Below are 26,300 nucleotides of genomic sequence, written 5' to 3'. Positions count from 1 at the left end.
ATGCGGCGCAATACGCTGATCGTCCTGCTGGCGCTGGTGGCGGCGCTGGCCGGAACCTTCGCCTGGCTGCAGCGCGAGCGCGCAGCCGAGGTACCTGCCTTGCCGGCGGCAGAGCGCTGGCTGCCGGAACTGGACAGCGCGACGCTGAGTGGTCTGCACATGCAGTTTGCCGACGGTTCGCCGGATATCCGGGTCGAGCGGCGTGCGGGCGCGTGGGTCCTGCCGGCCAAGGCCGACTATCCGGCCGACCGGCTACGCTTGTCGGCGCTGCTCGAGGCGTTGGCAGAGGCGCGCAAGGTCGAGGCGAAGAGCGCCAACCCGAAGAACCACGCGCTGCTTGGCCTGGCGGAGCGTGGCGAGGGGCAGGCGCTACGCCTGAGCCTGCATTGGCAGTCCGGCGAGCCTCTGGTGCTGCTGGTGGGCAAGGATGCGCAGCATGGCGGTAGCTTCGTACGACGATTGGGCGACCCGCAGGCCTGGCTGATCGACAAGCGGCTGCCGTTGCCGAACAACGAGCTGGAGTGGCTCGACCGGCGGATCGCCACGCTGCCCTTCGCCCGGGTGCGCGAACTGCAACTGCGCTATCCGAAGGGCGAACGCCTGGATCTCTATCGCGACGACGCCGGGCAGCCGAACCTGCAGGTTCGGCAATTGCCCACAGGGCGCAAGCTGGCCTATGAGGCAGCGGCCAACGGCGCGGCGACGCTGTTCGCCGACCTGCGTTTCGCCGATGTAGCGCCGCTGGCGCAGGTGGGATTCAGGCAGGCGCCATTGCTCCTGGCGTTCAGCCTGCGGACGTTTTCCGGCGCGCGCCTGGATGGCGAGATTCGGCGCCAGGGCGAGCAATACTGGTTGTTGCCGAAGAGCGTCGAGGGCTTCGCCGAGGGCGAGGTCGCCGCCCATCCTGACTGGGCCTATCGGATCGAAGAGGACCGCTACCGCGCCCTGGCCCGGCACCTGCCGGAGCTGCTGGCGCGCTGAGCGGGCTCAGCCGGCGGTCTGGCCGGCCAGTTCGCGCATGCGTTGCAGCACGGCGTTCAGGCCGTTGCTGCGCGAGGGCGACAGTTGGCGGGAAAGACCCAGGCAGGTGAACCAGTCGTTGAGGTCCAGGCGCGCCAGTTCGCGGGTCTCGATGCCGTCGACCCGTGCCAGCAGCACCGCCAGCAGGCCGCGGATCAGGCGCGCGTCGCTGTCGGCACGGAAGCGCCAGTGGCCGTCGCGCTGCTCGCCGAGCAGCCAGACCAGGCTTTCGCAACCGTGCACGCGATGCTCTTCCTGGCGTTCGTGTTCCGCGAGCGGCGCCAGGCGCTCGCCCCATTGCAGCAGCAGACGCGCACGCTGTTCCCAACTGGCGGTGTGACCGAAGGCGTCCAGTGCCTCCTGGGCCTGTTCGGGGAGAACCGGGTTCATCGCAGCAACTCCAGTGAGCGGTCGAGAGCCAGGAAGAAGCGCTCCAGGTCGTCGGCATCGTTGTACAAGCCCAGCGAGACACGCAGGGCGCCGGGTACCTCGAGGCGTTGCAGCAGCGGCATCGCGCAATGGTGGCCGGCGCGCACCGCGATGCCCTGTTCGCCGAGCAGGTGGGCGAGATCGGCGACGTGCACGCCGTCGACGCAGAAGCTGGCCAGCGCCGCCTGCGGTTCGCCGAGCAGGCTGACGCCGTCGCGCGCCAGCAGGCCGGCGAGCAGGCGGGCGTGGAGGGCGCCTTCGTGGGCGGCGACTTCGGCTTCGTCCAGGGTGGCCAGCCAGTCGATGGTCGCGCCCAGGCCGATCGCCGCGGAAACCGCCGGGGTGCCCGCCTCGAAGCCGAGCGGAGCGGCATGGAAGCTGGCTTCGTGGAAGCCGGTGTGGCGTACCATCTCGCCGCCGAACTGCCAGTGCGCCAGTTGCTCCAGGGCCTGTGGGCAACCCCAGAGCACGCCGATGCCGTCGGGGCCGTAGAGCTTGTGGCCGGAGAATGCGTAGAAGTCGCAGCCCAGGCCCGGCAGGTCGTGGCGTCCGTGGACGCTGCCCTGGGCGCCGTCCACCAGGGTCCAGGCACCGCGCTCGCGGGCCAGCTGGATCAACTCCACCACTGGTTGCCAGGTGCCGAGAACGTTGGACAACTGGCTGATCGCCAGCAGGCGGGTACGCTCGCCGATGATATGGCGGGCCTGCTCCAGGTCGATCACCCCGCGCTCGTCCAGCGGCAACACGCGCAGGACCAGGCCGCGGCGCAGGGCCAACTGCTGCCAGGGAAGCAGGTTGGCATGGTGTTCCAGGGCGCTGACCAGCAGTTCGTCGCCAGGACGGAAATGCCGCTCCAGGCCATAGGCCACCAGGTTGATCGCCTCTGTGGTGCCGCGGGTGAACAGCACCTCGGCCGGGCTGCCGGCGTGCAGCCAGTGGGCGACGCGGCTGCGCGCGGCTTCGAAGGCCCGGGTGGCGCGCTCGCCGGGGACATGTTGGGCGCGGTGGACGTTGGCGGCGCCGCCAAGGTAGTAGCCGTTCAGGGCGTCGAGTACGGCCTGTGGCTTCTGGGTGGTGGCGGCGCTGTCGAGGTAGGTCAGGCCTTCCGCGGCGAAGGCGGAAAAGGCCGGAAAGTCGGCGCGCCAGGGAGACGGCAGGGACATGGCGGACACTGTGCGAGGACGGTTACAGGGGAAAGGGTAGCGCACCCGGCGGCGCTGGCGAGCGCCGTCGGGCGAGCGGGGAGGCGAGCTGGGCTCAGTTGTGCGCGTGCAGCGCTTCGTTCAGCTCGATGGCGGTCTTGTTGGTCTTGCACTCCACCGCACCGTTCTGCGAGTTGCGGCGGAACAGCAGGTCGGGCTGACCGGCCAGGTCGCGGGCCTTGACCACTTTCACCAGAGCGTTCTGCTCGTCGAGCAGGGCGACCTTGGTGCCGGCGGTGATGTACAGGCCGGCCTCGACGATGTTGCGATCGCCCAGCGGGATGCCGATGCCGGCGTTGGCGCCGATCAGGCAGCCTTCGCCGACGCTGATGACGATGTTGCCGCCACCGGAAAGGGTGCCCATGGTCGAGCAGCCGCCGCCCAGGTCCGACCCCTTGCCGACGAACACGCCGGCGGATACGCGGCCTTCGATCATGCCCGGGCCTTCGGTGCCGGCGTTGAAGTTGACGAAACCTTCGTGCATCACCGTGGTGCCTTCACCGATGTAGGCGCCCAGGCGCACGCGGGCGGTGTCGGCGATGCGTACGCCGGCCGGGACCACGTAGTCGGTCATCTTCGGGAACTTGTCGACGGAGAAGACTTCCAGCAGCTTGCCCTTCAGTCGCGCTTCCAGTTGCAGTTCGGCCAGTTCGGCCAGGTCCACCGCGCCGATGTTGGTCCAGGCCACGTTCGGCAGGAGCGGGAAGATGCCGCTCAGGTTCACAGCGTGCGGTTTGACCAGGCGGTGGGAGAGCAGGTGCAGCTTGAGGTAGGCCTCCGGGGTGGAGGACGGCGCGGCGTCTTCCGCCAACAGGGTGGCGACCAGCGGCTTCTGGCTTTCCGCCAGGCGCGAGAGCAGGGCCGACTGAGCGGCGTCGATACCCTTCAGGGCGTCGGCCAGCTGGTAGGCCTGCTGCGAAGTGAAGGTCAGCGCCTGGTTGCCGGCTGCGTAGCCAAGGATCGGTGCGACGGCGGCGACGATTTCGCTCGAAGGCTTGAGCAGCGGCAGCGCGTAGAACACTTCCAGCCAGGCTTCCTGGCGGTTCTGGGTGCCGACGCCGAAGGCCAGGCTGAACAGGGATTGCGACATGTGGGTTTCCTCGAAACGGAGTGGAACGGTCAGGCCGGACGGCGGCTGAGCAGCAGGCCCAGTCCCGCGCTGCCGAGCAGCGCGGCGCAACCGCGGTTGAACAGACGCCGGGCCCGCTGGCCGGCGAGCAGCCGGCCGAGGTGGAGCCCGGCATAGGAATAAAGGGCGATGGCCAGCCATTCGAGCAGCAGGAATGCCGCGCCGAGCTGGGCGAACTGGGCGCCCAGCGGTTGGCCGGGATCGACGAACTGCGGCAGGAAGGCGGTGAAGATCAGGATCGCTTTCGGGTTGCCCGCCGCCACCAGGAACTCCTGGCGCCCCAGGCGCCAGAGGCTGGGACGCGCCGGGCTGGCTTCGTTCGCCAGTGGCTGCGCATCGGCCCGCCACAATTGCAGCGCAAGCCACAACAGGTAGGCAGCGCCGAGCAGCTTGATCGCCAGGAACAGCCAGGCCGAGGTGTGCAGCACCAGCGCCAGCCCGGAGGCGGCCAGGGCGAGCATGCCGGCGAATGCCAGCAGGCGCCCGCCGCCGGCCAGCGAGGCGGTGGCGAAACCGTGCCGCGCGGCGTTGTTCAGCGACAGCAGGTTGTTCGGCCCCGGCGCCAGGTTGAGGGCGAAGCAGGCGGGTACGAACAGGGCCCAGGCGATGCTCATGCGGCCTCCCGTTCAGGCCAGCGCGGCGGCGTAGGCGTCGGGCTTGAAGCCGACCAGCGTCCTGCTGCCCAGTTCCAGCACCGGGCGCTTGATCATCGACGGCTGGGCCAGCATCAGCTCGATCGCCTTGGCTTCGTCGAGATCGGCCTTCTGCGCTTCGTCGAGCTTGCGGAAGGTAGTGCCGGCGCGGTTGAGGACGGTCTGCCAGCCGTGCTCCGCGCACCAGCGCTGCAGGTGTTCGCGGTCGATGCCGACGGCCTTGTAGTCGTGGAAGTCGTAGGCGACCTTGTGCTCGTCGAGCCAGGTCCGAGCCTTCTTCATGGTGTCGCAGGCTTTGATGCCGTAGAGAACGTAGGTCATTGCTTCTCCCGAGGCCCGGGTCTTCCCGGGCCCTGCCGATAGGTCGCCGAAAGGTGATCGCCGGATTATGCCACGTCGTTCCGCCCCTGTGCGGTCTCGGGGCTACCGCGCTCGGGAGCGGCGTGACGGCAGATAGCCGTGGACGGGCGGGCGGACAGGGAGCCGGGCTGTTTCCCTGGCCGGGAACGGAGAGAGCGCAGGTTGAACAGGTCGATTCGGCTCGCTGGAGAGCATCCTTACCGGTACTTTCGGAATGCTCCGGTCCGCGCTGTACAATCCTTCCCCCGCCGAGGAGATTTCCCATGAGTTGCATCGGTCGCCAGATAGACCAATTACGCCTGCAGATACCGGGCTTCGCCTGCAAGCCCGGCTGCCACGATTGCTGCGGGCCGGTTACCGCCTCGTCGGAAGAGATGGCCCGCCTGCCGCTGAAGAGCGAGGCCGAACACGACGCCGCCCTGGCCGAGTGGAACTGCGTCCATCTCGGACCGAACGGCTGCGAGGCCTATGAGGAACGTCCGCTGATCTGCCGGCTGTTCGGCACCACGCCGAACCTGCCCTGCCCGGAGGGGCGGGGGCCCGAAGTGCCGGTGGCGGAGCAGGTGGAGCGACAGGTCCATGCGCTGATCGCCAGCACTCGCCAGGTGCTGGTGTAGCGGCCTGCCAGCCGCTAGGTTTCCGCGGTCTCGGTGGCGCGGGACTGCAGGGACGGTTCGAAGGCTGGTTCGGGCGGCGTTTCCTCTAGGGGCATCGGCTCGTCCGCAGAGAGTTTCTGGAGAACCGCGGCGATCCGCTCGATGCTCTCTTCGAGCTCGAGCACCCGGTTGACCATGTACAGGATCATCTCCGGCGAACTCAGGTGCGCCAGCCGCATGGTCGCCTGCAAGTCGTCGTGGCGGTTGTCCCGGTCGGCCATCAGTGTTTCCGCCAGGCTCTTCAGCAACAGCATCTCGGCGCGCCTCATGGGCCGCTGCTCCGCGATTCCGCGGTAGGGGAAAAAGCTCGTTCCATCTCGCGACCTACCCGAAACGACTACATCCAAAGGTGTAATTCTACATTGCCATCACTTCGATCGTCGGACAATAGCCGCGTTCCAGACGCCTTGCACAGGTGACGAACGGGACTCGAAGCGGCCTGGTCTGCATGGCCGGGTGATGGGCGAGTTCCTTGATGCGGGGCGGCGGCTGTTTGGCGCAGGACAAAAAAAGCCCCGCCGGGTAGGCGAGGCTCAGGGGGAGAACAGCGTGCGGGGGCTCGCTGTCCGGGATGAATCGTCGTGGTGCGCTTAGCCGCAGGGCTGCTGCGGACCGCCGGTCATGCTCTCGACGCTGTCCAGCACGGCATGGCCCTTGCCGACCTTCTGCACGTCGTCGACGTCGCGCATGATGCTGCCGCCGTCGCTCATCTGGTTGCGGGTCTTGATCAGGTTGGTGGTGATGTCCAGCAGGCTGCGACCGGTAGCGATCAGGTCATTGGTGGCGCTGGGGGTGCAAGGGGTGTTGGCGGAGGCTACCTGGGCCTGGCCGGGTTGCCCGGGCTGGGTGGTGCGGTAGCCCTGGGTCAGTGCGTTCTGCTGGAGGCAGCCGGAGGTGGCGGCGAACATCGAGGCGAGCAGCAGTGCGGAAGTAAGTCCCTTGCTTGTCATGGCGGCATTCCTTTGTCTGAGTGGGCGCTGCACCCCGTACTCCTTCGGGGCGTCGTCCTGGCCGACGCTACGGCGGGCCTGGACTGAAGGGGAGTGTAGGAGCGTCTCGCGCCGCAATGAAATAGCTCGGATGTACTAGTGCGGGAACCTTGGCCGGGCGCCCCGGTCGTCGCCGCGGAGGGGGCGGACGCGCGGGGTAGAGCGGCGGGGCTAGGAAAGACCGTACGGATTGTGCGAATGTCGGATAGCTGCCTACCGATCGCGATGGTGCAATCGACGCAGTCGCATCGTCCAGGGACGAAGCCGGAGATCCCCGCCCTCATGCAAACCGTGTACACCGTTCTGACCCTGCTGCTGGTCGTCGGCGCCACCCGCCTGGCTGCCCAGTTGCTGCCCTTGCCGCTACCACTGATCCAGATCGCCGCCGGGGCCCTGCTGGCCTTGCCCTCCCTCGGGCTGCACATTGCCCTCGACCCGGAGCTGTTCCTCTTCCTGTTCATTCCGCCGCTGCTGTTCGTCGATGGCTGGCGTATTCCCAAGCGGGAAGTCTGGCGGATGCGCTGGCCGATCCTGATGATGGCGTTCGGCCTGGTGTTCTTCACCGTGGTCGGCGCCGGCTATTTCATCCATCTGCTGATCCCGGAAATTCCCCTGGCGGCTTCCTTCGCCCTCGCCGCCGTGCTGTCGCCCACGGACGCCCTGGCGGTCTCGGCGATCACCCAGGGGCGGCTGCCCAAGCGCCTGATGCACCTGCTGGAGGGCGAGGCGCTGATGAACGATGCCTCTGGCCTGGTGGCATTCAAGTTCGCCATCGCCGCGGCGATGACCGGCGTGTTCTCGCTGGTGGACGCCAGCCTCAACTTCCTCCTGGTCGCGGTCGGCGGCCTGGCCATCGGGGTGTTCCTCAGCTGGTCGCTGGGCCGCATCCGCGCCTGGATGATCTCCCGTGGCTGGGACGACCCGGCGACCCACGTGGTACTGATGCTGTTGCTGCCGTTCGCCTCCTACATGGTGGCGGAACACCTGGGCGTCTCCGGGATTCTCTCGGCGGTGGCGGCCGGCATGATGCAGAGCTGGGTCGACCTGCTGCCGCGGCAGACTTCCACGCGCCTGCTCAACCGCAGCGTCTGGTCGATGCTGGAGTTCGCCTTCAACGGCGTGGTGTTCCTGCTGCTCGGCCTGCAGTTGCCGGACATCATGAAGTCGGTGGCCAACCACCACGGCGACCTGCTCTGGCGTTCCTCGCTGCTGCTGGCCTACGTGGCGGCGATCACCGCCGTGCTGATGCTGATCCGCTACGGCTGGGTCTATGGCTACTGGAAGTTGTCGCTGCGCATCGACCGCTGGCGCGGCAAGAGCCCGCCCGGGCTGAGCGGCATCTCCCTGCGCCGTCTCTCCGCCCTCAGTGCATTGAGCGGCGTGCGTGGTGCGGTGACCCTGGCGGCGGTGCTGTCGGTACCGATGAGCCTGATGGATGGCAGCGCCTTCCCGCAGCGCGACCTGATCATCTTCATCGCCACCAGCGTGATCCTGATTTCCCTGATCGGCGCGACCATCGGCCTGCCGCTGCTGCTGCGCGGGCTGCCGGCGAGCAACAATGGCGCCCACGAGCGCGAGCGGCGCGAGGCCTGGCGCAAGACCGCGGAGGCGGCGATCCGGGCCCTGGAGAGCGAGGAACTGCCGCAGGTGGAAGGCAACGATGCGGCGAATACTTCGCGGGTCGCCGAGGCGCGTGCGCAGATCATGGCTGAATACCGCCAGTCGCTGGATACCGCACCGACCACCGATGAGGCCCGCGACCAGGCCCAGGCCCTGGAGATCGCCGACAAGGCCTTGCGCCTGAAGGCGTTGCGCGCGCAGCGCCTGGAACTGTACCGGCAGCGGCGTAACAACGAGATCGACGACGAGACACTGGGCGATATCCTGCGCGAGCTGGACCAGCAGGAAAGCTGGCTGACCAATCGCTTCGCCCGCTGGGTGTGAACGAAAAGGGATCGCCGCGGCGATCCCTTTTCGTTTCTCCGCGCAGGCTTCAGCGCGCCCGCAGGTAGTCGCGGATGCGCTCGGCGGCTTCGACGCACTCGGCCAGTGGTGCCACCAGGGCCATGCGCACGCGGTTGGCGCCGGGGTTCTCGCCGTCCACCTCGCGCGACAGGTAGGAACCCGGCACCACCGTCACGTGCTGCTGCTCGAAAAGTTCGCGGGTGAATACGGTGTCGTCCACCGGGGTGCGTGCCCACAGGTAGAAACTGCCGTCCGGGCGCTGTACGTCGAGCACGCCGTCGAGGATCGCCAGCACGGCGTCGAATTTCTCGCGGTAGAGGCTGCGGTTGGCGCGCACATGGACCTCGTCGTTCCAGGCGGCGATGCTCGCCAACTGGGTCTGCACCGGCATGGCGCAGCCGTGGTAGGTGCGGTAGAGGAGGAATTTCTTCAGGATCTCCGCGTCGCCGGCGACGAAGCCCGAGCGCAGGCCGGGCAGGTTGGAGCGCTTGGACAGGCTGTGGAACACCACGCAGCGGCTGAAGTCCGTGCGGCCCAGCTCGGCGCAAGCGTTGAGCAGGCCGGGCGGCGGGGCGTTTTCGTCGAAGTAGAGTTCGCTGTAGCACTCGTCGGCGGCGATCACGAAGTCGTAGCGGTCGGCCAGGGCGATCAGCTTCTTCAGGGTCTCCAGCGGTACCAGGGCCCCGGTGGGGTTGCCTGGCGAGCAGAGGAAGAGAATCTGGCAGCGCTGCCAGGTCGCCTCGTCGACCGCGTCGAAATCGGGGTTGAAGCCGTTTTCCTCGCGGCAGGGCAGGTAGTGCGGCACGGCTCCGGCGAGCAGCGCCGCGCCTTCGTAGATCTGGTAGAACGGGTTCGGGCTGACCACCAGGCCAGGCGCCTCGCCGGGCTCGCTGCGGCGGACCACGGTCTGGGTGAAGGCGAACAGCGCCTCGCGGGTACCGTTCACCGGCAGTACGTGGCGCGCCGCATCCAGCCAGCCGGCCGGTACCGAGAAGCGCCGCTCGCACCAGCGCGCGATGGCTTCGCGCAGGGCCGGCAGGCCGAGGGTGGTCGGGTAGACCGCGAGCTGGTCCAGGTTCTCCGCCAGGGTTTCGGCGACGAAGCTCGGCGAGCGGTGCTTGGGCTCGCCGATGGACAGTGCGATCGGCTTCAGCGTCGCGGGCGGCCGGGCGCCGCCGAGCAGGGCGCGGAGCTTCTCGAAGGGGTAGGGCTGCAGGTTGTCGAGTGCGGTATTCATGGCGTTGGCAAGGCTTCTCAGAAGTTTATCCGGGTAGGCAGGGTGTCCCGTCCGTTGTCTTGTGACAGCTGCTCGACCAGGGCGGCCTGCAGGCGTTTGCACAGGTCGGGGTCGGCGAGCGGCTGGTTGCGCGCATCGGTGATGTAGAAGACGTCCTCCACGCGCTCGCCGAGGGTGGCGATCTTGGCGTTCTGCACCGACAGGTCGAAATCTAGGAAGATGCCGCCGATCCGCGCCAGCAGGCCGGGGCGGTCGGGGGCGATGACTTCGAGCACCGAGACCTGGCGCAGCGCGTCGGTGGAGATGGTCACCTGCGGGGCGAAGGCGAAGTGCTTGAGCTGGCGCGGCACCCGGCGCTGGATGATGGTTGGGTAGTCGTCGGGGTTCTTCAATGCGTCGATAAGCCCCTCGCGGATCTCGGCGATGCGCTCCGGGTTGTTGCCGATGGAGTCGCCGTCGGCGTCGAGCACGATATAGGTATCGAGGGTGAACTGGCTGGTGGAGGTGATGATCCGCGCGTCCTGGATGCTCAGGTTGAGCTGGTCCATGGCGGCCACGGTGACCGCGAAGAAATCGTGCTGGTCGGCGGCGTAGATGAAGATCTGCGAACCGCTCTCGAACTCGCGCTGGGTGGTTTCCTTTATCAGCACCAGCGGCGTGCCGTCGTCCGGGTGCTGGAGGATCGCCTCGGTGTGCCAGGCCACGTCGCCGGCGGTGTGGCGCAGGAAGTAGTCGTCGCCGAGCTGGCTCCATAACTGCTCGGCATCGTCCTGGTCGATGCCGTTGCGTACCAGTTGGTCGAGGGCCGCGGTCTGCGTCTGGCGGATCTGCTCCTCGCGGTCCACCGGGTTCTCCAGGCCGCGGCGCAGGGCGCGCTTGGTCTCGGTGTAGAGCTGCCGGAGCAGGCTGGCGCGCCAGGAGTTCCAGAGCGTCGGGTTGGTGGCGTTGATGTCGGCCACGGTGAGCACGTACAGGTAGTCGAGGTGGGTCTGGTCGCCGACCAGTTGGGCGAAATCGAAGATCACCTGCGGGTCGGAGAGGTCCTTGCGTTGCGCGGTGGTCGACATCACCAGGTGGTTCTGCACCAGCCAGGACACCAGTTGGGTGTCCCAGGGCGGCAACTGGTGGCTCTGGCAGAAGGCCTCGGCGTCCACCGCGCCGAGTTCCGAGTGGTCGCCGCCACGGCCCTTGGCGATGTCGTGGTAGAGACCGGCGATGTAGATCAGTTCCGGCTTGGGCAGACGATCGATGATCTTGCTCGCCAGCGGATATTTCTCGGCCATCTCCGGCCGATTCAGCTTGCGCAGGTGCTTGATCAGGTTGAGGGTGTGGGCGTCCACCGTATAGATATGGAACAGGTCGTGCTGCATCTGCCCGATGATATGGCCGAACTCCGGCAGGTAGCGACCGAGGATGCCGTAGCGGTTCATCCGCCGCAGGTTGCGGTGGATACCCTGGCTGCTCTTGAACAGCTCGATGAACAGGCTGGTGTTGCGGATGTCGTGGCGGAACTCGTCGTCGATCAGGTGTCGGCTGTCGCGCAGCAGGCGAATGGTGTCGGCGCGCACGCCCTTGATTTCCGGGTGCTGGGCCATCAGCACGAAGATTTCCAGGAGGGCGAACGGGGTGCGCTTGAAGACGTTCGGGTGCGTCACCTCGATGTAGCCGTCGCGCAACTGGAAGCGACTGTTCAGCGGTTGGATCTGCACCGGCTGCTCGCAGGGCAGGATGACTTCCTCGAAGTGCTGGATGATCAGGTCGTTCAGCTCGGAGATCGCCATCACCACCCGGTAGTACTTCTGCATGAAGCGTTCGACCGCCAGCTTGACGTCGTTGTCTTCGTAGCCGAACAGACGGGCGATGCTGCGCTGGTGATCGAACAGCAGGCGATCCTCGGCGCGCCCGGCGAGCATGTGCAGGGCATAGCGGACCCGCCAGAGGAACTCCTGGCTGGAAGCCAGCATGCTGCACTCGCTTTCCACCAGGAAGCCTTCGCGCACCAGGGCGTGCAGGTTGAGGCTGCCGAACTGGCGGCGGGCCATCCAGAGGATGGTCTGGATGTCGCGCAGGCCGCCGGGGGAGCCCTTGACGTTGGGCTCGAGGTTGTACTCGGTGTCGTTGTACTTGGCGTGGCGGCGCTGCTGTTCGTGGCGTTTGGCCAGGAAGAACTCCTTGCTCGGCCACATGTGCGCGCTGCCGGTAACTCGTAGCATGCGCTGGCGCAGGCTGTCAGGGCCGCAGATGGTGCGGCATTCCATGAGGGTGGTGATCACCGTCAGGTCGGCGCGTGCTTCCTCCGCGCACTGCTGCACCGAGCGCACGCTCTGGCCGACTTCCAGGCCGATGTCCCAGAGCAGGGTGAGGAAGCCTTCGATCGGCTCGCGGAAGCTCTCCTGGTCCTCGCTGTCGAGGAGGATCAGCAGGTCGACGTCGGAGTAGGGGTGGAGTTCGCCGCGGCCGTAGCCGCCCACGGCGACCAGGGCGATGTCGGCGTCGTCTCCCCAGTCGAAGCGCTGCCAGGCCTGTTGCAGGATCTGGTCGACGCACCAGGCGCGATCTTCGATCAGGCGGCGGATGTCGCGGCCGCTGTTGAAGCGGTTGTCGAGCACTTCGCGGAATTGCCGGATGGCCTTCTTGAAGGCGGCGATCGGGCTGGACTTCAAGGCCAGTTCCGCCTGGAACTGCCCGCGATCGAACAATTCGGGATCCACCTGCGGCATGCGGCCTTCCTTTATCTGCTAGCGGTTGGGTTCGATACGCGAGCGCCCCGTCCTGGTGCGTTTTTGCGCTGTATTGGTGCGCGCGCTGCGCCGAATCGGGGCGTCGGCCCCGCCGGAATGGGGCGGGGCGTCGAGGCGCACGGCTGGCAGCAAAAGCCGGGCCGGATCAGGCGGCCGAGGTGCGCGGGAAGGTTTCGTCGTTGCGCAGGGTGAGGATCTCGTAGCCATCGGCGGTGACCAGCACGGTGTGCTCCCATTGCGCGGACAGCTTGCGGTCCTTGGTGATCGCGGTCCAGCCGTCGCCGAGCAGGCGGGTCTCCGGGCGGCCCTGGTTGATCATCGGCTCGATGGTGAAGATCATGCCTTCCTTCAGCTCGATGCCGGTACCCGCACGACCGTAGTGGAGGACCTGCGGCTCCTCGTGGAACACCTTGCCGATGCCATGGCCGCAGTATTCGCGGACCACCGAGAAGCCGTTCTTTTCCGCGTGCTTCTGGATGATTTCGCCGATATCGCCCAGGTGCGCGCCCGGACGCACCACGGAAATGCCCTTGTACATGCATTCCTGGGTGATCTGGCAGAGGCGGTCGGCCCATTCCGGGGTCTTGCCGACCAGGAACATCTTGCTGGTGTCGCCGTGGTAGCCGTCCTTGATGACGGTGATGTCGACGTTGAGGATGTCGCCTTCCTTCAGCGGCTTCTCGTTGGGGATGCCATGGCAGACCACATGGTTGATCGAGGTGCAGATCGACTTGGGAAAGCCCTTGTAGTTCAGCGGGGCGGGAATCGCCTTCTGCTCGTTGACGATATAGTCGTGGCAGATGCGATCCAGCTCCTCGGTGGTCACGCCGGGCTTGATGTGTTCGCCGATCATTTCCAGCACTTCGGCGGCCAGGCGGCCGGCGATGCGCATCTTCTCGATATCGTCGGGCGTCTTGATGGTGACGGTCATGCGAATTCTCTTCGGGCGTGCAAGCACGCATGAATAATAAGGAATACGCGATTCTAGCAGACCTGACCGACCGATCTACTCCCGCCCGGCCATCCGCGGCGGGTTTCACTGCGTCCACGGTTATGGTATAAAGCGCCCCGCTCCGAGGCTGCGGCCTTTTCCGGAGCACAAACCCACACATGCATCGACACGATGGCCTGGGTGCCCGCAAGGGTTGGTCATTGGGATGCGTGGAGGCCTAACCCGACTTATCGAGGAACTATCATGTCCCAAGTCAACATGCGCGATATGCTGAAGGCCGGTGTGCACTTCGGCCACCAGACCCGTTACTGGAACCCGAAAATGGGCAAGTTCATTTTCGGCGCGCGCAACAAGATCCATATCATCAACCTCGAAAAGACCCTGCCGATGTTCAACGAGGCCCTGACCTTCGTTGAGCGCCTGGCCGCTGGCAAGAACAAGATCCTGTTCGTCGGCACCAAGCGTTCCGCCGGCAAGATCGTTCGCGAGGAAGCCGCTCGTTGCGGCATGCCGTACGTCGACCATCGCTGGCTGGGCGGCATGCTCACCAACTACAAGACCATCCGTCAGTCGATCAAGCGCCTGCGCGACCTGGAAACCCAGTCCCAGGACGGCACCTTCGACAAGCTGACCAAGAAAGAAGCCCTGATGCGCAGCCGTGACCTCGAGAAGCTCGAGCGCAGCCTGGGCGGCATCAAGGACATGGGCGGCCTGCCGGACGCTCTGTTCGTGATCGACGTCGACCACGAGCGCATCGCCATCACCGAAGCCAACAAGCTGGGCATCCCGGTCATCGGCGTTGTCGATACCAACAGCAGCCCGGAAGGCGTCGACTATGTAATTCCCGGTAACGATGATGCCATCCGCGCCGTGCAACTCTACCTGAACTCGATGGCCGAAGCGGTAATCCGCGGCAAGCAGGGCGCTGCCACCAGCGCCGACGAGTTCGTCGAGGAAGCGCCGGCCGAATCCGCCGAAGGCTGATTCCGGGACGTTCAGACGTCCGACGGTGCGCAGGAAGGGGGCTAGGCCCCCTTTTTGCCACCTTTGAGTTTCTGCCCGGCAGGCCGGGCACAAAGGTTTTTTGAGAGCTACCACTCAAGAGGATTTCGAAATGGCAGAAATTACTGCAGCCATGGTTAAAGAACTGCGCGAGCGTACCGGCTTGGGCATGATGGAGTGCAAGAAGGCGCTGACCGCCGCTGGCGGCGACATCGAGAAGGCCATCGACGACATGCGCGCTGCCGGTGCGATCAAGGCTGCCAAGAAGGCCGGCAACATTGCCGCCGAAGGCTCGATCGCCGTCAAGATCGCTGCCGACAACAAGGCCGCCGTGATCATCGAAGTCAACTCCCAGACCGACTTCCTGGCCCTCCAGGACGACTTCAAGGGCTTCGTCGCCGAGAGTCTGGAAAAGGCCTTCAACGAGAAGCTGACCGACGCCGCTCCGCTGGTCGAAGCACGTGAGGAAGCTCGTCTGGCCCTGGTCGCCAAGACCGGCGAGAACGTCAACATCCGCCGCCTGACCCGCGTCGAGGGCGACGTGGTCGGCGCCTACCTGCACGGCCACCGCATCGGTGTCGTGGTCAACCTGAAAGGCGGCAACCCGGAACTGGCCAAGGACATCGCCATGCATGTCGCCGCCAGCAACCCGCAGTTCCTGAGCGCTTCGGAAGTTTCCGAAGAAGCGATCGCGAAAGAGAAGGAAATCTTCCTGGCGCTGAACGCCGACAAGATCGCCGGCAAGCCGGAGAACATCGTCGAGAACATGGTCAAGGGCCGCATCAGCAAGTTCCTCGCCGAAGCGAGCCTGGTCGAGCAGCCTTTCGTGAAGAACCCGGAAGTGAAGGTCGGCGACCTGGCCAAGCAGGCCGGCGCCGAAATCGTTTCCTTCGTTCGTTACGAAGTGGGCGAAGGCATCGAGAAGGCCGAAGTGGACTTCGCTGCCGAAGTTGCCGCTCAAGTAGCCGCCACCAAGCAGTAACAAAGACGGTTTCGACTGTCGCCCCGGAAGAGGCTGCCCGCTGATGCGTGCGGCCTCTTCGTCAAATGGGGAAGCGTTCGGGGCAGCTTCCGCGTTGCCGGCCCGCTCGGCGGGCTCGCACGCAACGCAGGCGCAAAGTCGTCTCCGCCCACGACGGCCCGGCCGTCACGTATTTTTATCGCCGCAGGAGAAAAGGTCATGGCTCAGCAACTGAGCGCTCGTCAACCTCGCTATAAACGCATTCTTCTAAAGTTGAGCGGCGAAGCCCTGATGGGCTCGGAGGAGTTCGGCATCGATCCCAAGGTGCTGGACCGCATGGCGCTGGAAATCGGCCAGTTGGTCGGGATCGGCGTGCAGGTCGGCCTGGTCATCGGCGGCGGCAACCTGTTCCGCGGCGCGGCCCTGTCCGCGGCCGGCATGGACCGGGTGACCGGCGACCACATGGGGATGCTGGCCACTGTGATGAACGGCCTGGCGATGCGCGATGCGCTGGAGCGCTCGAACATCCCCGCGCTGGTGATGTCGGCGATCTCCATGGTCGGTGTGACCGACCACTACGACCGCCGCAAGGCCATGCGCCACCTCGGCGGTGGCGAGGTGGTGATCTTCTCCGCCGGTACCGGCAACCCGTTCTTCACCACCGACTCGGCGGCTTGCCTGCGCGCCATCGAGATCGACGCCGACGTGGTCCTTAAGGCTACCAAGGTCGATGGCGTGTACACTGCCGACCCGTTCAAGGACCCGAATGCCGAGAAGTTCGAGCGCCTGACCTATGATGAAGTGCTCGACCGCAAGCTCGGCGTGATGGACCTGACCGCCATCTGCCTGTGCCGTGACCAGAACATGCCGCTGCGGGTGTTCAACATGAACAAGCCGGGCGCATTGCTGAATATTGTTGTTGGTGGTGCCGAAGGCACCCTGATCGAGGAGGGTTGAGAATGATCAACGAGATCAAGAAGGAAGCGCAGGAGCGCATGGGCAAGACCCTGGAAGCGCTGGGCCATGCCTTCGCGAAGATTCGTACCGGTCGCGCGCATCCGAGCATCCTGGATAGCGTGATGGTTTCCTATTACGGGGCCGATACGCCGCTGCGCCAGGTCGCCAACGTCACCGTGGAAGACTCCCGCACCCTGGCCCTGGCCGTGTTCGACAAGAGCATGATCCAGGCGGTCGAGAAGGCCATCATGACCTCCGACCTGGGGCTCAACCCGGCCACCGCCGGCACCACCATCCGCGTACCGATGCCGGCCCTGACCGAGGAGACCCGCAAGGGCTACACCAAGCAGGCGCGTGCCGAGGCCGAGCAGGCGCGGGTTTCCGTGCGCAACATCCGTCGCGATGCGCTGGCCCAGCTGAAGGACCTGCAGAAGGAAAAGGAAATCAGCGAGGACGAAGAGCGCCGCGCCGGCGACGACGTGCAGAAGCTGACCGACAAGTTCATCGGTGAGATCGAGAAGGCACTGGAAGCCAAAGAAGCGGACCTCATGGCTGTCTGAGGCCGGGCTGACGTCATGGAAAAGACCCGGAAGGATGTGTGCGTGCCACGCCACGTGGCCATTATCATGGACGGTAACAATCGCTGGGCGAAGAAGCGTCTTCTGCCCGGCGTCGCCGGCCACAAGGCCGGTGTCGATGCCGTCAGGGCGGTGATCGAGGTCTGCGCCGAGGCAGGGGTCGAGGTCCTCACCCTGTTCGCGTTCTCCAGCGAGAACTGGCAGCGTCCGGCGGACGAAGTCAGCGCGCTGATGGAGCTGTTTCTCGTGGCCCTGCGCCGCGAGGTGCGCAAGCTCGACGAGAACGGCATCCGCCTGCGCATCATCGGCGATCGCACGCGTTTCCATCCGGAGTTGCAGGCGGCCATGCGCGAAGCGGAAGCCGCCACTGCCGGCAATACCCGTTTCCTCCTCCAGGTCGCCGCCAACTACGGCGGCCAGTGGGACATCGTCCAGGCCGCACAGCGCCTGGCGCGCGAGGTCCAGGGCGGGCACCTGGCGGCGGACGATATCTCCGCCGAGCTGCTCCAGGGCTGCCTGGTGACCGGCGACCAGCCGCTGCCCGACCTGTGCATCCGCACTGGCGGCGAGCATCGCATCAGCAATTTCCTTCTCTGGCAGCTGGCCTACGCCGAGCTGTATTTCTCCGACCTGTTCTGGCCCGACTTCAAGCACGCGGCGATGCGGGCTGCCCTGGCGGATTTCTCCAAGCGCCAGCGCCGCTTCGGCAAAACCAGCGAGCAAGTCGAGGCCGAGGCCCGTCCGTCATGCTGAAACAACGGATCATCACGGCGCTGGTGCTTTTGCCCATCGCGCTGGGTGGTTTTTTCCTTCTCGAAGGGGCGTTCTTCGCCCTGTTCATCGGCGCGGTGGTGAGCCTGGGGGCCTGGGAATGGGCGCGCCTGGCCGGCTATGAACAACAGTTCGGCCGCGTTGCCTACGCGGCGACGGTCGCCGTGCTGATGGTCGCTCTCTACCATCTGCCGCAGCTTGCCGGAGCCGTGCTGCTGCTGGCGCTGGTCTGGTGGACGCTGGCCACCGTGCTGGTGCTCACCTACCCGGAAAGCGTCGGCTACTGGGGCGGCCGCTGGCGCCGCCTGGGCATGGGCCTGCTGATCCTGTTGCCGGCCTGGCAGGGGCTGGTCCTGCTCAAGCAGTGGCCGCTGGCCAATGGCCTGATCATCGCCGTGATGGTGCTGGTCTGGGGCGCGGATATCGGCGCCTACTTCTCCGGCAAGGCCTTCGGCAAGCGCAAGCTGGCGCCGCGGGTCAGCCCCGGCAAGAGCTGGGAAGGCGTTTACGGCGGCCTGGCGGCCAGCCTGGCGATCACCCTGGCGGTCGGCCTCTACCGCGGCTGGTCCCTCGGCGCGCTGCTCCTGGCCCTGCTCGGCGCGGCGCTGGTGGTGTTCGTCTCGATCGTCGGCGACCTCACCGAAAGCATGTTCAAGCGCCAGTCCGGAATCAAGGACAGCAGCAACCTGCTGCCCGGCCACGGTGGCGTGCTGGATCGCATCGACAGCCTGACGGCAGCCATCCCGGTATTCGCGGCCCTGCTCTGGGCCGCCGGTTGGGGTGCGCCATGAGTCGACCGCAGCGGATCAGCGTGCTCGGCGCGACCGGCTCGATCGGCCTGAGCACCCTGGACGTCGTCCAGCGTCATCCCGATCGTTACGAAGCCTTCGCCCTGACTGGCTTCAGCCGCCTGGCCGAACTCGAGGCGCTGTGCCTCAGGCACCGCCCCGTCTATGCGGTGGTGCCGGAGCAGGCCGCGGCGATCGCCTTGCAGGGCTCGCTCGCCGCGGCGGGTATTCGCACCCGGGTGCTGTTCGGCGAGCAGGCGTTGTGCGAAGTGGCCAGCGCGCCCGAAGTGGACATGGTAATGGCGGCCATCGTCGGCGCCGCCGGGCTGCCGTCGACCCTGGCGGCCGTCGAGGCCGGCAAGCGCGTACTGCTGGCCAACAAGGAAGCGCTGGTGATGTCCGGCGCGCTGTTCATGCAGGCGGTCAAGCGCAGCGGCGCGGTGCTCCTGCCGATCGACAGCGAGCACAACGCGATCTTCCAGTCGCTGCCGCGCAATTATGCCGATGGCCTGGAGCGGGTCGGCGTGCGCCGGATCCTCTTGACCGCCTCCGGCGGCCCGTTCCGTGAGACGCCGCTGGAGCAGCTCGCTTCGGTGACGCCGGAGCAGGCTTGTGCGCACCCGAACTGGTCGATGGGGCGGAAGATTTCCGTCGACTCCGCCAGCATGATGAACAAGGGGCTCGAACTGATCGAGGCGTGCTGGCTGTTCGACGCCCAGCCGAGCCAGGTCGAGGTGGTGATCCACCCGCAGAGCGTGATCCACTCGATGGTGGACTACGTCGACGGTTCGGTGATCGCCCAGCTCGGCAATCCGGACATGCGCACGCCGATTTCCTATGCCATGGCCTGGCCGGAGCGAATCGATTCCGGCGTTTCGCCGCTGGACATGTTCGCCGTCGGTCGCCTGGATTTTCAGCGCCCCGACGAGCAGCGCTTCCCCTGCCTGCGCCTGGCGAGCCAGGCCGCGGAAACCGGCGGCAGCGCCCCGGCCATGTTGAATGCCGCGAACGAGGTGGCCGTGGCCGCATTTCTCGAGCGGCGCATCCGCTTCAGCGACATCGCGGTTATCATCGAGGACGTGCTGAACCGCGAGGCGGTGACCGCAGTCGAATCGCTCGATCAGGTCCTGGCCGCCGATCGCCGCGCGCGTTCGGTCGCCGGGCAATGGTTGACCCGGCACGCCGGCTAGTCTTCGGACGGCCTGGAGGTAGGAGATGAGTGCGCTTTACATGATCGTCGGCACCCTGGTAGCCCTTGGTGTGCTGGTGACGTTCCACGAATTCGGCCACTTCTGGGTCGCGCGACGCTGCGGGGTGAAGGTCCTGCGCTTCTCCGTCGGCTTCGGCACGCCGCTGGTGCGCTGGCACGACCGGCACGGCACCGAGTTCGTGGTGGCGGCCATTCCGCTGGGCGGCTACGTCAAGATGCTCGACGAGCGCGAGGCGGAAGTACCGGCCCATCTGCTCGAACAGTCCTTCAATCGCAAGACGGTCCGTCAGCGGATCGCCATCGTCGCGGCTGGTCCTATCGCCAATTTCCTACTGGCGATTCTGTTCTTCTGGGTCGTCGCCCTGCTCGGTAGCCAGCAGGTGCGCCCGGTCATCGGTTCCGTGGCGCCGGAGAGCCTGGCCGCCCAGGCCGGCCTGGAGGCCGGGCAGGAACTGCTGGCGGTGGACGGCGAGCCCGTCACCGGCTGGAGCGGGGTCAACCTGCAGCTGGTTCGCCGTCTCGGCGAGAGCGGTACGCTGGAAGTGCGGGTGCAGGAAAAGGGCTCGAATGTCGATTCCACCCACCAGGTGCGTCTGGATGGCTGGCTGAAGGGCGAGGACAATCCCGATCCCATCGCCTCGCTGGGCATCCGGCCCTGGCGGCCGGCCTTGCCGCCGGTGCTGGCCGAACTCGACCCCAAGGGGCCGGCGCAGGCCGCCGGGCTGAAGCTCGGCGACCGCTTGCAGAGCATCGATGGCATCGCCGTCGACGACTGGCAGCAGGTGGTGGACAGCGTCCGTGCCCGTCCCGGGCAGCGCGTCCAGCTCAAGGTACTGCGCGACGGCGAAGTGCTGGATGTTGCCCTGGAGCTGGCGGTGCGCGGCGAGGGCAAGGCCCGGAGCGGCTACATGGGGGCGGGGGTCGCCGGTACCGAATGGCCGGCGGAAATGCTCCGCGAAGTGAGCTACGGACCGCTGGAGGCGGTGGGTCAGGCGCTTTCCCGAACCTGGACCATGAGCCTGCTAACGCTCGACTCCATAAAGAAAATGTTGCTCGGCGAGCTCTCGGTAAAAAACTTGAGCGGGCCGATAACCATTGCTAAAGTGGCGGGCGCTTCAGCCCAGTCTGGCGTGGGGGATTTTCTCAATTTCCTGGCCTATCTGAGCATTAGCTTGGGGGTTCTCAACCTGCTGCCGATCCCTGTCCTCGATGGCGGGCATCTGCTGTTCTATCTGGTTGAGTGGGTGCGCGGGCGCCCATTATCCGAACGGGTACAGGCTTGGGGGATGCAGATCGGCATCAGTCTGGTCGTTGGCGTGATGTTGCTCGCTCTGGTCAACGATCTGAGTCGTCTGTAGTCATGTTGAATTCGAATCTGCCGCCCTTTGCGGCAGATTCTCTATTTGTCAGTTGGAAAAAAGGACTCCATGAAACGCTTTCTGCTACCCGCGCTGCTGTCAGCGCTGATGATCGCCGAGGTTCACGCCGAGTCCTTCACTGTTTCCGATATCCGGGTCAATGGCCTGCAGCGCGTGTCCGCCGGTAGCGTGTTCGCCGCCCTGCCGCTGAACGTCGGCGAGACCATCGACGACCAGGCCCTGGTCCAGGCCACCCGCTCCCTGTTCAAGACCGGTTTCTTCCAGGACATCCAGCTCGGCCGCGATGGCAACGTGCTGGTAGTCACTGTAGTCGAGCGCCCGTCGATCTCCAGCATCGAGATCGAGGGCAACAAGGCGATTTCCAAGGAAGACCTGCTCAAGGGCCTGAAACAGTCCGGCCTGGCCGAGGGCGAGATCTTCCAGCGCGCCACCCTCGAAGGCGTGCGCAACGAGCTGCAACGCCAGTACGTGGCCCAGGGCCGCTACTCGGCCGAGATCAACGCGGAAGTGATCCCGCAGCCGCGCAACCGCGTCGCGCTGAAGATCAACATCAACGAAGGCACGGTCGCTGCGATTTCCCACATCAACGTGGTGGGCAACACCGTCTTCTCCGAAGAAGACCTGACCGACCTGTTCGAACTGAAGACCACCAACTGGCTGTCGTTCTTCAAGAACGACGACAAGTACGCCCGCGAAAAGCTCTCCGGCGACCTCGAGCGCCTGCGCTCCTATTACCTGGACCGCGGCTACATCAACATGGATATCGCCTCCACCCAGGTATCCATCACCCCGGACAAGAAGCACGTCTACATCACCGTCAACATCAACGAGGGTGAGAAGTACACCATCCGCGACGTGAAGCTGACCGGCGACCTGAAGGTGCCGGAAGAGGAAGTGAAGCGCCTGCTGCTGGTACAGAAGGGCCAGGTGTTCTCGCGCAAGGTGATGACCACCACCTCCGACCTGATCACCCGTCGCCTGGGCAACGAGGGCTACACCTTCGCCAACGTCAACGGCGTGCCGGAAGCCCATGACGACGACAAGACCGTCTCGGTGACCTTCGTCGTCGACCCGGGCAAGCGCGCCTACGTCAACCGCATCAACTTCCGCGGCAACACCAAGACCGAAGACGAAGTGCTGCGCCGCGAAATGCGCCAGATGGAAGGCGGCTGGGCCTCCACCTACCTGATCGACCAGTCCAAGGCCCGTCTGGAGCGCCTCGGCTACTTCAAGGAAGTCAACGTCGAGACCCCGGCGGTTCCCGGCACCGACGACCAGGTCGACGTCAACTACAGCGTCGAAGAGCAACCCTCCGGCTCGATCACCGCCAGCGTCGGCTTCGCCCAGAGCGCCGGCCTGATCCTCGGTGGCTCGATCAGCCAGAACAACTTCCTGGGTACCGGCAACAAGGTCAGCATCGGCCTGACCCGCAGCGAATACCAGACCCGCTACAACTTCGGCTTCGTCGACCCCTACTGGACCGTCGACGGCGTCAGCCTCGGCTACAACGCCTTCTACCGGAAGACCGACTACGACGAACTCGACGTCGACGTCGCCAGCTACTCGGTGAACAGCCTGGGCGCCGGCATGAGCATCGGCTACCCGATCAGCGAGACCTCGCGCCTGACCTATGGGCTGAGCGTGCAGCGCGACCAGATCGACACCGGCCGCTACACCGTGGACGAGATCTACGACTTCCTCGACAAGGAAGGCGACAACTTCACCAACTTCAAGGCTTCCATCGGCTGGTCCGAATCGACCCTGAACAAGGGCGTGCTGGCCACCCGTGGTCACTCGCAGAGCCTGACCCTGGAAACCACCCTGCCGGGCAGCGACCTGTCGTTCTACAAGATCGACTACCGCGGGCAGGTCTTCGCCCCGCTGACCGACAACTACACCATGCGCTTCCACACCGAGCTGGGCTATGGCGACGGCTACGGATCCACCGAGCGCCTGCCGTTCTACGAGAACTATTACGCCGGCGGCTTCAACTCGGTGCGGGGCTTCAAGGACAGTACGCTGGGCCCGCGCAGTACGCCCTCTGTGGCTCGTAATCCAGACGGTACGCCTATGAAGAACCAAGGGCCTGACAGCAAGGGCCGTTACACCGACCCGGACCAGGATCCCGAAGCCTTCGGTGGTAACATCCTGATCACCGGCGGCGCTGAGCTGCTGTTCCCGCTGCCGTTCGTCAAGGACCAGCGCCAGTTGCGTACCGTGCTGTTCTGGGACGTGGGTAGCACCTTCGATACCGACTGCCCGACCAAGACCACCACCAACTGCGACGGCATCAAGACCGACAACCTCGCCAGTTCCGTGGGCGTCGGCCTGACCTGGATCACCGCGCTGGGCCCGCTGAGCTTCAGCCTGGCGACGCCGATCAAGAAGCCGGACAACGCGGAAACCCAGGTCTTCCAGTTCTCCCTGGGCCAGACCTTCTGATTTGTACGTAGTACCGAGTAACGAAACCATGCTTTGTGCAGGAGTGCATCGTGCGTAAGTTCACCCAGTTCGTCCTGATCACCGCAGCCATCATGGCGGCTCCTTCGGCGTTCGCTGAAATGAAGATCGCGGTGCTCAACTACCAGATGGCGCTGCTCGAGTCCGATGCCGCCAAGCAATACGCCGTGGATGCCGAGAAGAAGTTCGGCCCCCAGCTGAACAAGCTGAAGAACCTCGAACGCGACGCCAAGGCGCTGCAGGACAAGCTGGTTTCCAACGGCAGCAAGATGTCCCAGGGCGACCGCGAGAAGGCCGAGCTGGACTTCAAGCAGAAGGCCCGTGACTTCCAGTTCCAGTCCAAGGAACTGAACGAGTCGAAGGCCGCCGCCGACCGCGACATGTTGAAGAAGCTCAAGCCGAAGCTGGACCAGGCCGTCGAGGAAACCATCAAGAAAGGCGGCTACGACATGGTCATCGAGCGTGGCGCCGTGGTCGACGTCAAGCCGCAATACGACATCACCCGCCAGGTGATCGAGCGGATGAACCAGCTGCGTTGATGATGAGCACTTTGTCCTACACCCTGGGCCAGCTGGCCGCGCATGTCGGCGCGGAACTCCGTGGCGACGCGGACCTGCCGATCCAGGGCCTGGCGACCTTGCAGGAGGCCGGACCGGCTCAGCTGAGCTTCCTGGCCAACCCGCAGTATCGCAAGTACCTGCCCGAAAGCCGTGCCGGCGCCGTCCTGCTGACGGCTGCCGACGCCGACGGGTTCTCCGGTACCGCGCTGGTGGTGGCCAATCCCTACCTGGCCTATGCCAGCCTGTCGCACCTGTTCGATCGCAAACCGAAGGCGGCCGCCGGTATCCATCCCACCGCCATCGTCGCGGCGGACGCCGAGGTCGATCCGAGCGCCAGCGTCGGCGCCTATGCGGTGATCGAGAGTGGCGCCCGCATCGGCGCTGGCGTCAGCATCGGCGCGCACTGCGTGATCGGCGCCCGTAGCGTGATCGGCGAAGGCGGCTGGCTGGCGCCGCGGGTCACGCTCTACCACGACGTCACCATCGGCGCGCGGGTGAGTATCCAGTCGGGCGCGGTGATCGGCGGCGAAGGTTTCGGTTTCGCCAACGAGAAGGGCGTCTGGCAGAAGATCGCCCAGATCGGCGGGGTGACCATCGGTGACGACGTCGAGATCGGCGCGAACACCACCATCGACCGTGGAGCACTGTCCGATACGCTGATCGGCAACGGTGTGAAGCTGGACAACCAGATCATGATCGCGCACAACGTGCAGATCGGCGATCATACCGCCATGGCCGCTTGCGTCGGCATTTCCGGCAGCGCCAAGATCGGCAGGCATTGCATGCTCGCCGGCGGCGTTGGCCTGGTCGGCCATATCGAGATCTGCGACAACGTTTTCGTGACCGGCATGACCATGGTGACCCGCTCGATCACCGAGCCGGGATCGTATTCCTCCGGTACCGCCATGCAACCGGCGGCCGAATGGAAAAAAAGCGCCGCGCGCATTCGTCAACTGGACGACATGGCGCGTCGACTTCAGCAGCTGGAAAAACGCCTGGCTGCCGTGACCTCAAGCGGTGACGCTTCATCTGATGCGTAATTGACGTTTTTTGCGTCACCCTTTTCTGAACAGGCTCCCCCTAACATGATGGACATCAACGAGATTCGCGAATACCTGCCTCATCGCTATCCTTTCCTGCTGGTGGATCGGGTGGTAGAGCTGGACATCGAGGGCAAGCGCATTCGCGCCTACAAGAATGTCAGTATCAATGAGCCGTTCTTCAACGGACATTTCCCCGAGCACCCGATCATGCCGGGCGTGCTGATCATCGAGGCGATGGCCCAGGCGGCCGGTATCCTCGGTTTCAAGATGCTCGACGTGAAGCCCGCCGACGGCACCCTTTACTACTTCGTCGGTTCGGACAAGCTGCGCTTCCGCCAGCCGGTCCTGCCGGGCGACCAACTGCAACTGCACGCCAAGTTCATCAGCGTGAAGCGCAGCATCTGGAAATTCGACTGCCACGCTACCGTCGACGACAAGCCGGTATGCTCGGCTGAAATCATCTGTGCGGAACGCAAACTATGAGTTTGATCGATCCTCGCGCCATCATCGATCCGAGCGCCAGGCTGGCGGCTGACGTCCAGGTGGGCCCGTGGTCCATCGTCGGGGCGGAAGTGGAGATCGGTGAAGGGACGGTGATCGGTCCGCACGTGGTGCTCAAGGGCCCCACGAAGATCGGCAAGCACAACCGCATCTACCAGTTTTCCAGCGTCGGCGAGGATACTCCCGACCTGAAATACAAGGGCGAGCCGACGCGCCTGGTGATCGGTGACCACAACGTGATCCGCGAAGGCGTGACCATCCATCGCGGAACCGTCCAGGATCGCGCGGAAACCACCATTGGCGACCACAATCTGATCATGGCCTATGCGCACATCGGCCATGACAGCGTGATCGGCAACCATTGCATCCTGGTGAACAACACGGCGCTGGCCGGGCATGTCCACGTGGACGACTGGGCGATCCTGTCCGGCTACACCCTGGTGCACCAGTACTGCCGGATCGGCGCGCACAGCTTTTCCGGCATGGGCAGCGCCATCGGCAAGGACGTCCCGGCCTACGTGACGGTCTTCGGCAACCCGGCCGAAGCCCGCAGCATGAACTTCGAAGGCATGCGTCGGCGCGGCTTCAGCAGCGAGGCCATCCATGCCCTGCGGCGTGCCTACAAGGTGGTCTATCGCCAGGGACATACCGTCGAGGAAGCCCTGGCCGAGCTGGCCGAAAGCGCTGCCCAGTTCCCCGAGGTCGCGGTGTTCCGTGATTCCATCCAGAGCGCAACCCGCGGCATCACCCGCTGAGC

The 26,300-nt window shown here is 65.5% G+C and carries 26 protein-coding genes; 16 read left to right on the top strand and 10 right to left on the bottom strand.

What is annotated here, in order from left to right:
* The gene (locus tag VQ065_RS24420) at positions 1-981 is read left to right on the top strand and encodes a DUF4340 domain-containing protein (protein ID WP_003092443.1); all 981 of its coding nucleotides are present in this window, start codon (positions 1-3) and stop codon (positions 979-981) included.
* Between the two features lie 6 nt (positions 982-987).
* Here VQ065_RS24420 and VQ065_RS24415 read toward each other — a convergent pair whose 3' ends face one another.
* From VQ065_RS24415 to VQ065_RS24395, 5 genes are all read right to left on the bottom strand, one after another.
* Positions 988-1,410, bottom strand: a complete 423-nt coding sequence (locus VQ065_RS24415) for a SufE family protein (protein ID WP_003092439.1) — start codon at positions 1,408-1,410, stop codon at positions 988-990.
* Complete coding sequence (locus tag VQ065_RS24410; RefSeq protein WP_003092435.1) at positions 1,407-2,612, bottom strand: cysteine desulfurase; 1,206 nt, start codon at positions 2,610-2,612, stop codon at positions 1,407-1,409. The genes VQ065_RS24415 and VQ065_RS24410 overlap by 4 nt, the downstream gene beginning before the upstream one ends.
* Positions 2,613-2,706: 94 nt before the next feature.
* The gene (gene dapD / locus VQ065_RS24405) at positions 2,707-3,741 is read right to left on the bottom strand and encodes a 2,3,4,5-tetrahydropyridine-2,6-dicarboxylate N-succinyltransferase (protein ID WP_003092431.1); all 1,035 of its coding nucleotides are present in this window, start codon (positions 3,739-3,741) and stop codon (positions 2,707-2,709) included.
* A 29-nt stretch (positions 3,742-3,770) separates the two neighbouring features.
* Entirely contained in the window at positions 3,771-4,394 is a 624-nt protein-coding gene (locus VQ065_RS24400) for a LysE family translocator (RefSeq protein WP_003092427.1), read from the bottom strand.
* A gap of 12 nt (positions 4,395-4,406) precedes the next feature.
* The gene (locus VQ065_RS24395; protein ID WP_003092424.1) at positions 4,407-4,754 is read right to left on the bottom strand and encodes an ArsC family reductase; all 348 of its coding nucleotides are present in this window, start codon (positions 4,752-4,754) and stop codon (positions 4,407-4,409) included.
* 302 nt (positions 4,755-5,056) lie between these two features.
* Between VQ065_RS24395 and VQ065_RS24390 the strand changes: the two genes are divergently transcribed.
* Positions 5,057-5,410, top strand: coding sequence for a YkgJ family cysteine cluster protein (locus VQ065_RS24390; RefSeq protein ID WP_003092421.1), 354 nt, complete (start codon positions 5,057-5,059; stop codon positions 5,408-5,410).
* Positions 5,411-5,424: 14 nt separating this feature from the next.
* On the opposite strand, the gene VQ065_RS24385 is transcribed toward VQ065_RS24390, so the two are convergent.
* Positions 5,425-5,718, bottom strand: a complete 294-nt coding sequence (locus VQ065_RS24385) for a hypothetical protein (RefSeq protein WP_003138008.1) — start codon at positions 5,716-5,718, stop codon at positions 5,425-5,427.
* 321 nt (positions 5,719-6,039) lie between these two features.
* Positions 6,040-6,399 carry a hypothetical protein gene (locus VQ065_RS24380; RefSeq protein WP_003092416.1) on the bottom strand — a complete coding sequence of 120 codons (360 nt, stop codon included), beginning with the start codon at positions 6,397-6,399 and terminating at the stop codon, positions 6,040-6,042.
* Between the two features lie 237 nt (positions 6,400-6,636).
* Here VQ065_RS24380 and VQ065_RS24375 point away from each other — a divergent pair, with 237 nt between their 5' ends.
* Entirely contained in the window at positions 6,637-8,382 is a 1,746-nt protein-coding gene (locus tag VQ065_RS24375; RefSeq protein WP_003119343.1) for a Na+/H+ antiporter, read from the top strand.
* Between the two features lie 49 nt (positions 8,383-8,431).
* On the opposite strand, the gene dapC is transcribed toward VQ065_RS24375, so the two are convergent.
* The 3 genes from dapC to map form a co-directional block, all read right to left on the bottom strand.
* A complete protein-coding gene (gene dapC / locus VQ065_RS24370; RefSeq protein WP_003092403.1) occupies positions 8,432-9,640 on the bottom strand; it encodes a succinyldiaminopimelate transaminase in 1,209 nt (402 codons plus the stop codon).
* Positions 9,641-9,657: 17 nt separating this feature from the next.
* Positions 9,658-12,360, bottom strand: coding sequence for a [protein-PII] uridylyltransferase (locus VQ065_RS24365; RefSeq protein ID WP_003092400.1), 2,703 nt, complete (start codon positions 12,358-12,360; stop codon positions 9,658-9,660).
* A 166-nt stretch (positions 12,361-12,526) separates the two neighbouring features.
* Complete coding sequence (map, locus tag VQ065_RS24360) at positions 12,527-13,312, bottom strand: type I methionyl aminopeptidase (RefSeq protein WP_003092395.1); 786 nt, start codon at positions 13,310-13,312, stop codon at positions 12,527-12,529.
* Between the two features lie 264 nt (positions 13,313-13,576).
* Here map and rpsB point away from each other — a divergent pair, with 264 nt between their 5' ends.
* The 13 genes from rpsB (at position 13,577) to lpxA (ending at position 26,298) form a co-directional block, all read left to right on the top strand.
* A complete protein-coding gene (gene rpsB / locus VQ065_RS24355; protein WP_003092394.1) occupies positions 13,577-14,317 on the top strand; it encodes a 30S ribosomal protein S2 in 741 nt (246 codons plus the stop codon).
* Between the two features lie 130 nt (positions 14,318-14,447).
* A complete protein-coding gene (gene tsf, locus VQ065_RS24350) occupies positions 14,448-15,317 on the top strand; it encodes a translation elongation factor Ts (RefSeq protein WP_003092393.1) in 870 nt (289 codons plus the stop codon).
* Positions 15,318-15,515: 198 nt separating this feature from the next.
* On the top strand, positions 15,516-16,253 hold the full coding sequence (gene pyrH / locus VQ065_RS24345; RefSeq protein WP_003092391.1) for a UMP kinase: 738 nt from the start codon (positions 15,516-15,518) through the stop codon (positions 16,251-16,253).
* 2 nt (positions 16,254-16,255) lie between these two features.
* On the top strand, positions 16,256-16,813 hold the full coding sequence (gene frr, locus VQ065_RS24340) for a ribosome recycling factor (protein ID WP_003092390.1): 558 nt from the start codon (positions 16,256-16,258) through the stop codon (positions 16,811-16,813).
* 15 nt (positions 16,814-16,828) lie between these two features.
* Complete coding sequence (gene uppS / locus VQ065_RS24335; RefSeq protein WP_003113863.1) at positions 16,829-17,584, top strand: polyprenyl diphosphate synthase; 756 nt, start codon at positions 16,829-16,831, stop codon at positions 17,582-17,584.
* Positions 17,578-18,393, top strand: a complete 816-nt coding sequence (gene cdsA / locus VQ065_RS24330) for a phosphatidate cytidylyltransferase (protein ID WP_003092388.1) — start codon at positions 17,578-17,580, stop codon at positions 18,391-18,393. Before uppS ends, cdsA begins: the two co-directional genes overlap by 7 nt.
* Positions 18,390-19,580 (top strand): 1-deoxy-D-xylulose-5-phosphate reductoisomerase, encoded by a 1,191-nt coding sequence (gene ispC / locus VQ065_RS24325; RefSeq protein ID WP_003109337.1) that lies wholly within the window; start codon positions 18,390-18,392, stop codon positions 19,578-19,580. Before cdsA ends, ispC begins: the two co-directional genes overlap by 4 nt.
* A 25-nt stretch (positions 19,581-19,605) precedes the next feature.
* Positions 19,606-20,958: a sigma E protease regulator RseP gene (rseP, locus tag VQ065_RS24320; RefSeq protein WP_009313536.1), complete on the top strand. Its 1,353-nt coding sequence runs from the start codon at positions 19,606-19,608 to the stop codon at positions 20,956-20,958.
* 69 nt (positions 20,959-21,027) lie between these two features.
* The gene (bamA, locus tag VQ065_RS24315) at positions 21,028-23,421 is read left to right on the top strand and encodes an outer membrane protein assembly factor BamA (protein ID WP_003092382.1); all 2,394 of its coding nucleotides are present in this window, start codon (positions 21,028-21,030) and stop codon (positions 23,419-23,421) included.
* Positions 23,422-23,471: 50 nt separating this feature from the next.
* The gene (locus VQ065_RS24310; RefSeq protein WP_003098586.1) at positions 23,472-23,978 is read left to right on the top strand and encodes an OmpH family outer membrane protein; all 507 of its coding nucleotides are present in this window, start codon (positions 23,472-23,474) and stop codon (positions 23,976-23,978) included.
* On the top strand, positions 23,978-25,039 hold the full coding sequence (lpxD, locus tag VQ065_RS24305; RefSeq protein ID WP_003092378.1) for a UDP-3-O-(3-hydroxymyristoyl)glucosamine N-acyltransferase: 1,062 nt from the start codon (positions 23,978-23,980) through the stop codon (positions 25,037-25,039). Before VQ065_RS24310 ends, lpxD begins: the two co-directional genes overlap by 1 nt.
* 45 nt (positions 25,040-25,084) lie before the next feature.
* Positions 25,085-25,525 carry a 3-hydroxyacyl-ACP dehydratase FabZ gene (gene fabZ / locus VQ065_RS24300; RefSeq protein ID WP_003092375.1) on the top strand — a complete coding sequence of 147 codons (441 nt, stop codon included), beginning with the start codon at positions 25,085-25,087 and terminating at the stop codon, positions 25,523-25,525.
* Complete coding sequence (gene lpxA, locus VQ065_RS24295; protein ID WP_003092373.1) at positions 25,522-26,298, top strand: acyl-ACP--UDP-N-acetylglucosamine O-acyltransferase; 777 nt, start codon at positions 25,522-25,524, stop codon at positions 26,296-26,298. The genes fabZ and lpxA overlap by 4 nt, the downstream gene beginning before the upstream one ends.
* Positions 26,299-26,300: the final 2 nt, after the last annotated feature.

Source organism: Pseudomonas sp. KBN10P06128 (genome assembly GCF_037574945.1).
GTDB classification, from domain to species: domain Bacteria; phylum Pseudomonadota; class Gammaproteobacteria; order Pseudomonadales; family Pseudomonadaceae; genus Pseudomonas; species Pseudomonas aeruginosa.
Note: the sequence above shows the minus strand (reverse complement) of the source record. Positions and strands in the feature narration are given on the sequence as shown.

Excerpts from the sequence above, each read along its gene's own strand:
- VQ065_RS24390 (WP_003092421.1), top strand. The coding sequence starts at position 5,057 with ATGAGTTGCATCGGTCGCCAGATAGACCAATTACGCCTGCAGATACCG.
- fabZ (WP_003092375.1), top strand. The coding sequence starts at position 25,085 with ATGATGGACATCAACGAGATTCGCGAATACCTGCCTCATCGCTATCCT.
- pyrH (WP_003092391.1), top strand. The coding sequence starts at position 15,516 with ATGGCTCAGCAACTGAGCGCTCGTCAACCTCGCTATAAACGCATTCTT.
- VQ065_RS24395 (WP_003092424.1), bottom strand. The coding sequence starts at position 4,754 with ATGACCTACGTTCTCTACGGCATCAAAGCCTGCGACACCATGAAGAAG.
- dapD (WP_003092431.1), bottom strand. The coding sequence starts at position 3,741 with ATGTCGCAATCCCTGTTCAGCCTGGCCTTCGGCGTCGGCACCCAGAAC.
- VQ065_RS24375 (WP_003119343.1), top strand. The coding sequence starts at position 6,637 with ATGTCGGATAGCTGCCTACCGATCGCGATGGTGCAATCGACGCAGTCG.
- bamA (WP_003092382.1), top strand. The coding sequence starts at position 21,028 with ATGAAACGCTTTCTGCTACCCGCGCTGCTGTCAGCGCTGATGATCGCC.
- rpsB (WP_003092394.1), top strand. The coding sequence starts at position 13,577 with ATGTCCCAAGTCAACATGCGCGATATGCTGAAGGCCGGTGTGCACTTC.
- map (WP_003092395.1), bottom strand. The coding sequence starts at position 13,312 with ATGACCGTCACCATCAAGACGCCCGACGATATCGAGAAGATGCGCATC.
- uppS (WP_003113863.1), top strand. The coding sequence starts at position 16,829 with ATGGAAAAGACCCGGAAGGATGTGTGCGTGCCACGCCACGTGGCCATT.
- tsf (WP_003092393.1), top strand. The coding sequence starts at position 14,448 with ATGGCAGAAATTACTGCAGCCATGGTTAAAGAACTGCGCGAGCGTACC.
- VQ065_RS24415 (WP_003092439.1), bottom strand. The coding sequence starts at position 1,410 with ATGAACCCGGTTCTCCCCGAACAGGCCCAGGAGGCACTGGACGCCTTC.
- VQ065_RS24385 (WP_003138008.1), bottom strand. The coding sequence starts at position 5,718 with ATGAGGCGCGCCGAGATGCTGTTGCTGAAGAGCCTGGCGGAAACACTG.
- VQ065_RS24420 (WP_003092443.1), top strand. The coding sequence starts at position 1 with ATGCGGCGCAATACGCTGATCGTCCTGCTGGCGCTGGTGGCGGCGCTG.
- VQ065_RS24365 (WP_003092400.1), bottom strand. The coding sequence starts at position 12,360 with ATGCCGCAGGTGGATCCCGAATTGTTCGATCGCGGGCAGTTCCAGGCG.
- frr (WP_003092390.1), top strand. The coding sequence starts at position 16,256 with ATGATCAACGAGATCAAGAAGGAAGCGCAGGAGCGCATGGGCAAGACC.
- dapC (WP_003092403.1), bottom strand. The coding sequence starts at position 9,640 with ATGAATACCGCACTCGACAACCTGCAGCCCTACCCCTTCGAGAAGCTC.
- VQ065_RS24400 (WP_003092427.1), bottom strand. The coding sequence starts at position 4,394 with ATGAGCATCGCCTGGGCCCTGTTCGTACCCGCCTGCTTCGCCCTCAAC.
- rseP (WP_009313536.1), top strand. The coding sequence starts at position 19,606 with ATGAGTGCGCTTTACATGATCGTCGGCACCCTGGTAGCCCTTGGTGTG.
- ispC (WP_003109337.1), top strand. The coding sequence starts at position 18,390 with ATGAGTCGACCGCAGCGGATCAGCGTGCTCGGCGCGACCGGCTCGATC.
- lpxA (WP_003092373.1), top strand. The coding sequence starts at position 25,522 with ATGAGTTTGATCGATCCTCGCGCCATCATCGATCCGAGCGCCAGGCTG.
- cdsA (WP_003092388.1), top strand. The coding sequence starts at position 17,578 with ATGCTGAAACAACGGATCATCACGGCGCTGGTGCTTTTGCCCATCGCG.
- lpxD (WP_003092378.1), top strand. The coding sequence starts at position 23,978 with ATGATGAGCACTTTGTCCTACACCCTGGGCCAGCTGGCCGCGCATGTC.
- VQ065_RS24410 (WP_003092435.1), bottom strand. The coding sequence starts at position 2,612 with ATGTCCCTGCCGTCTCCCTGGCGCGCCGACTTTCCGGCCTTTTCCGCC.
- VQ065_RS24380 (WP_003092416.1), bottom strand. The coding sequence starts at position 6,399 with ATGACAAGCAAGGGACTTACTTCCGCACTGCTGCTCGCCTCGATGTTC.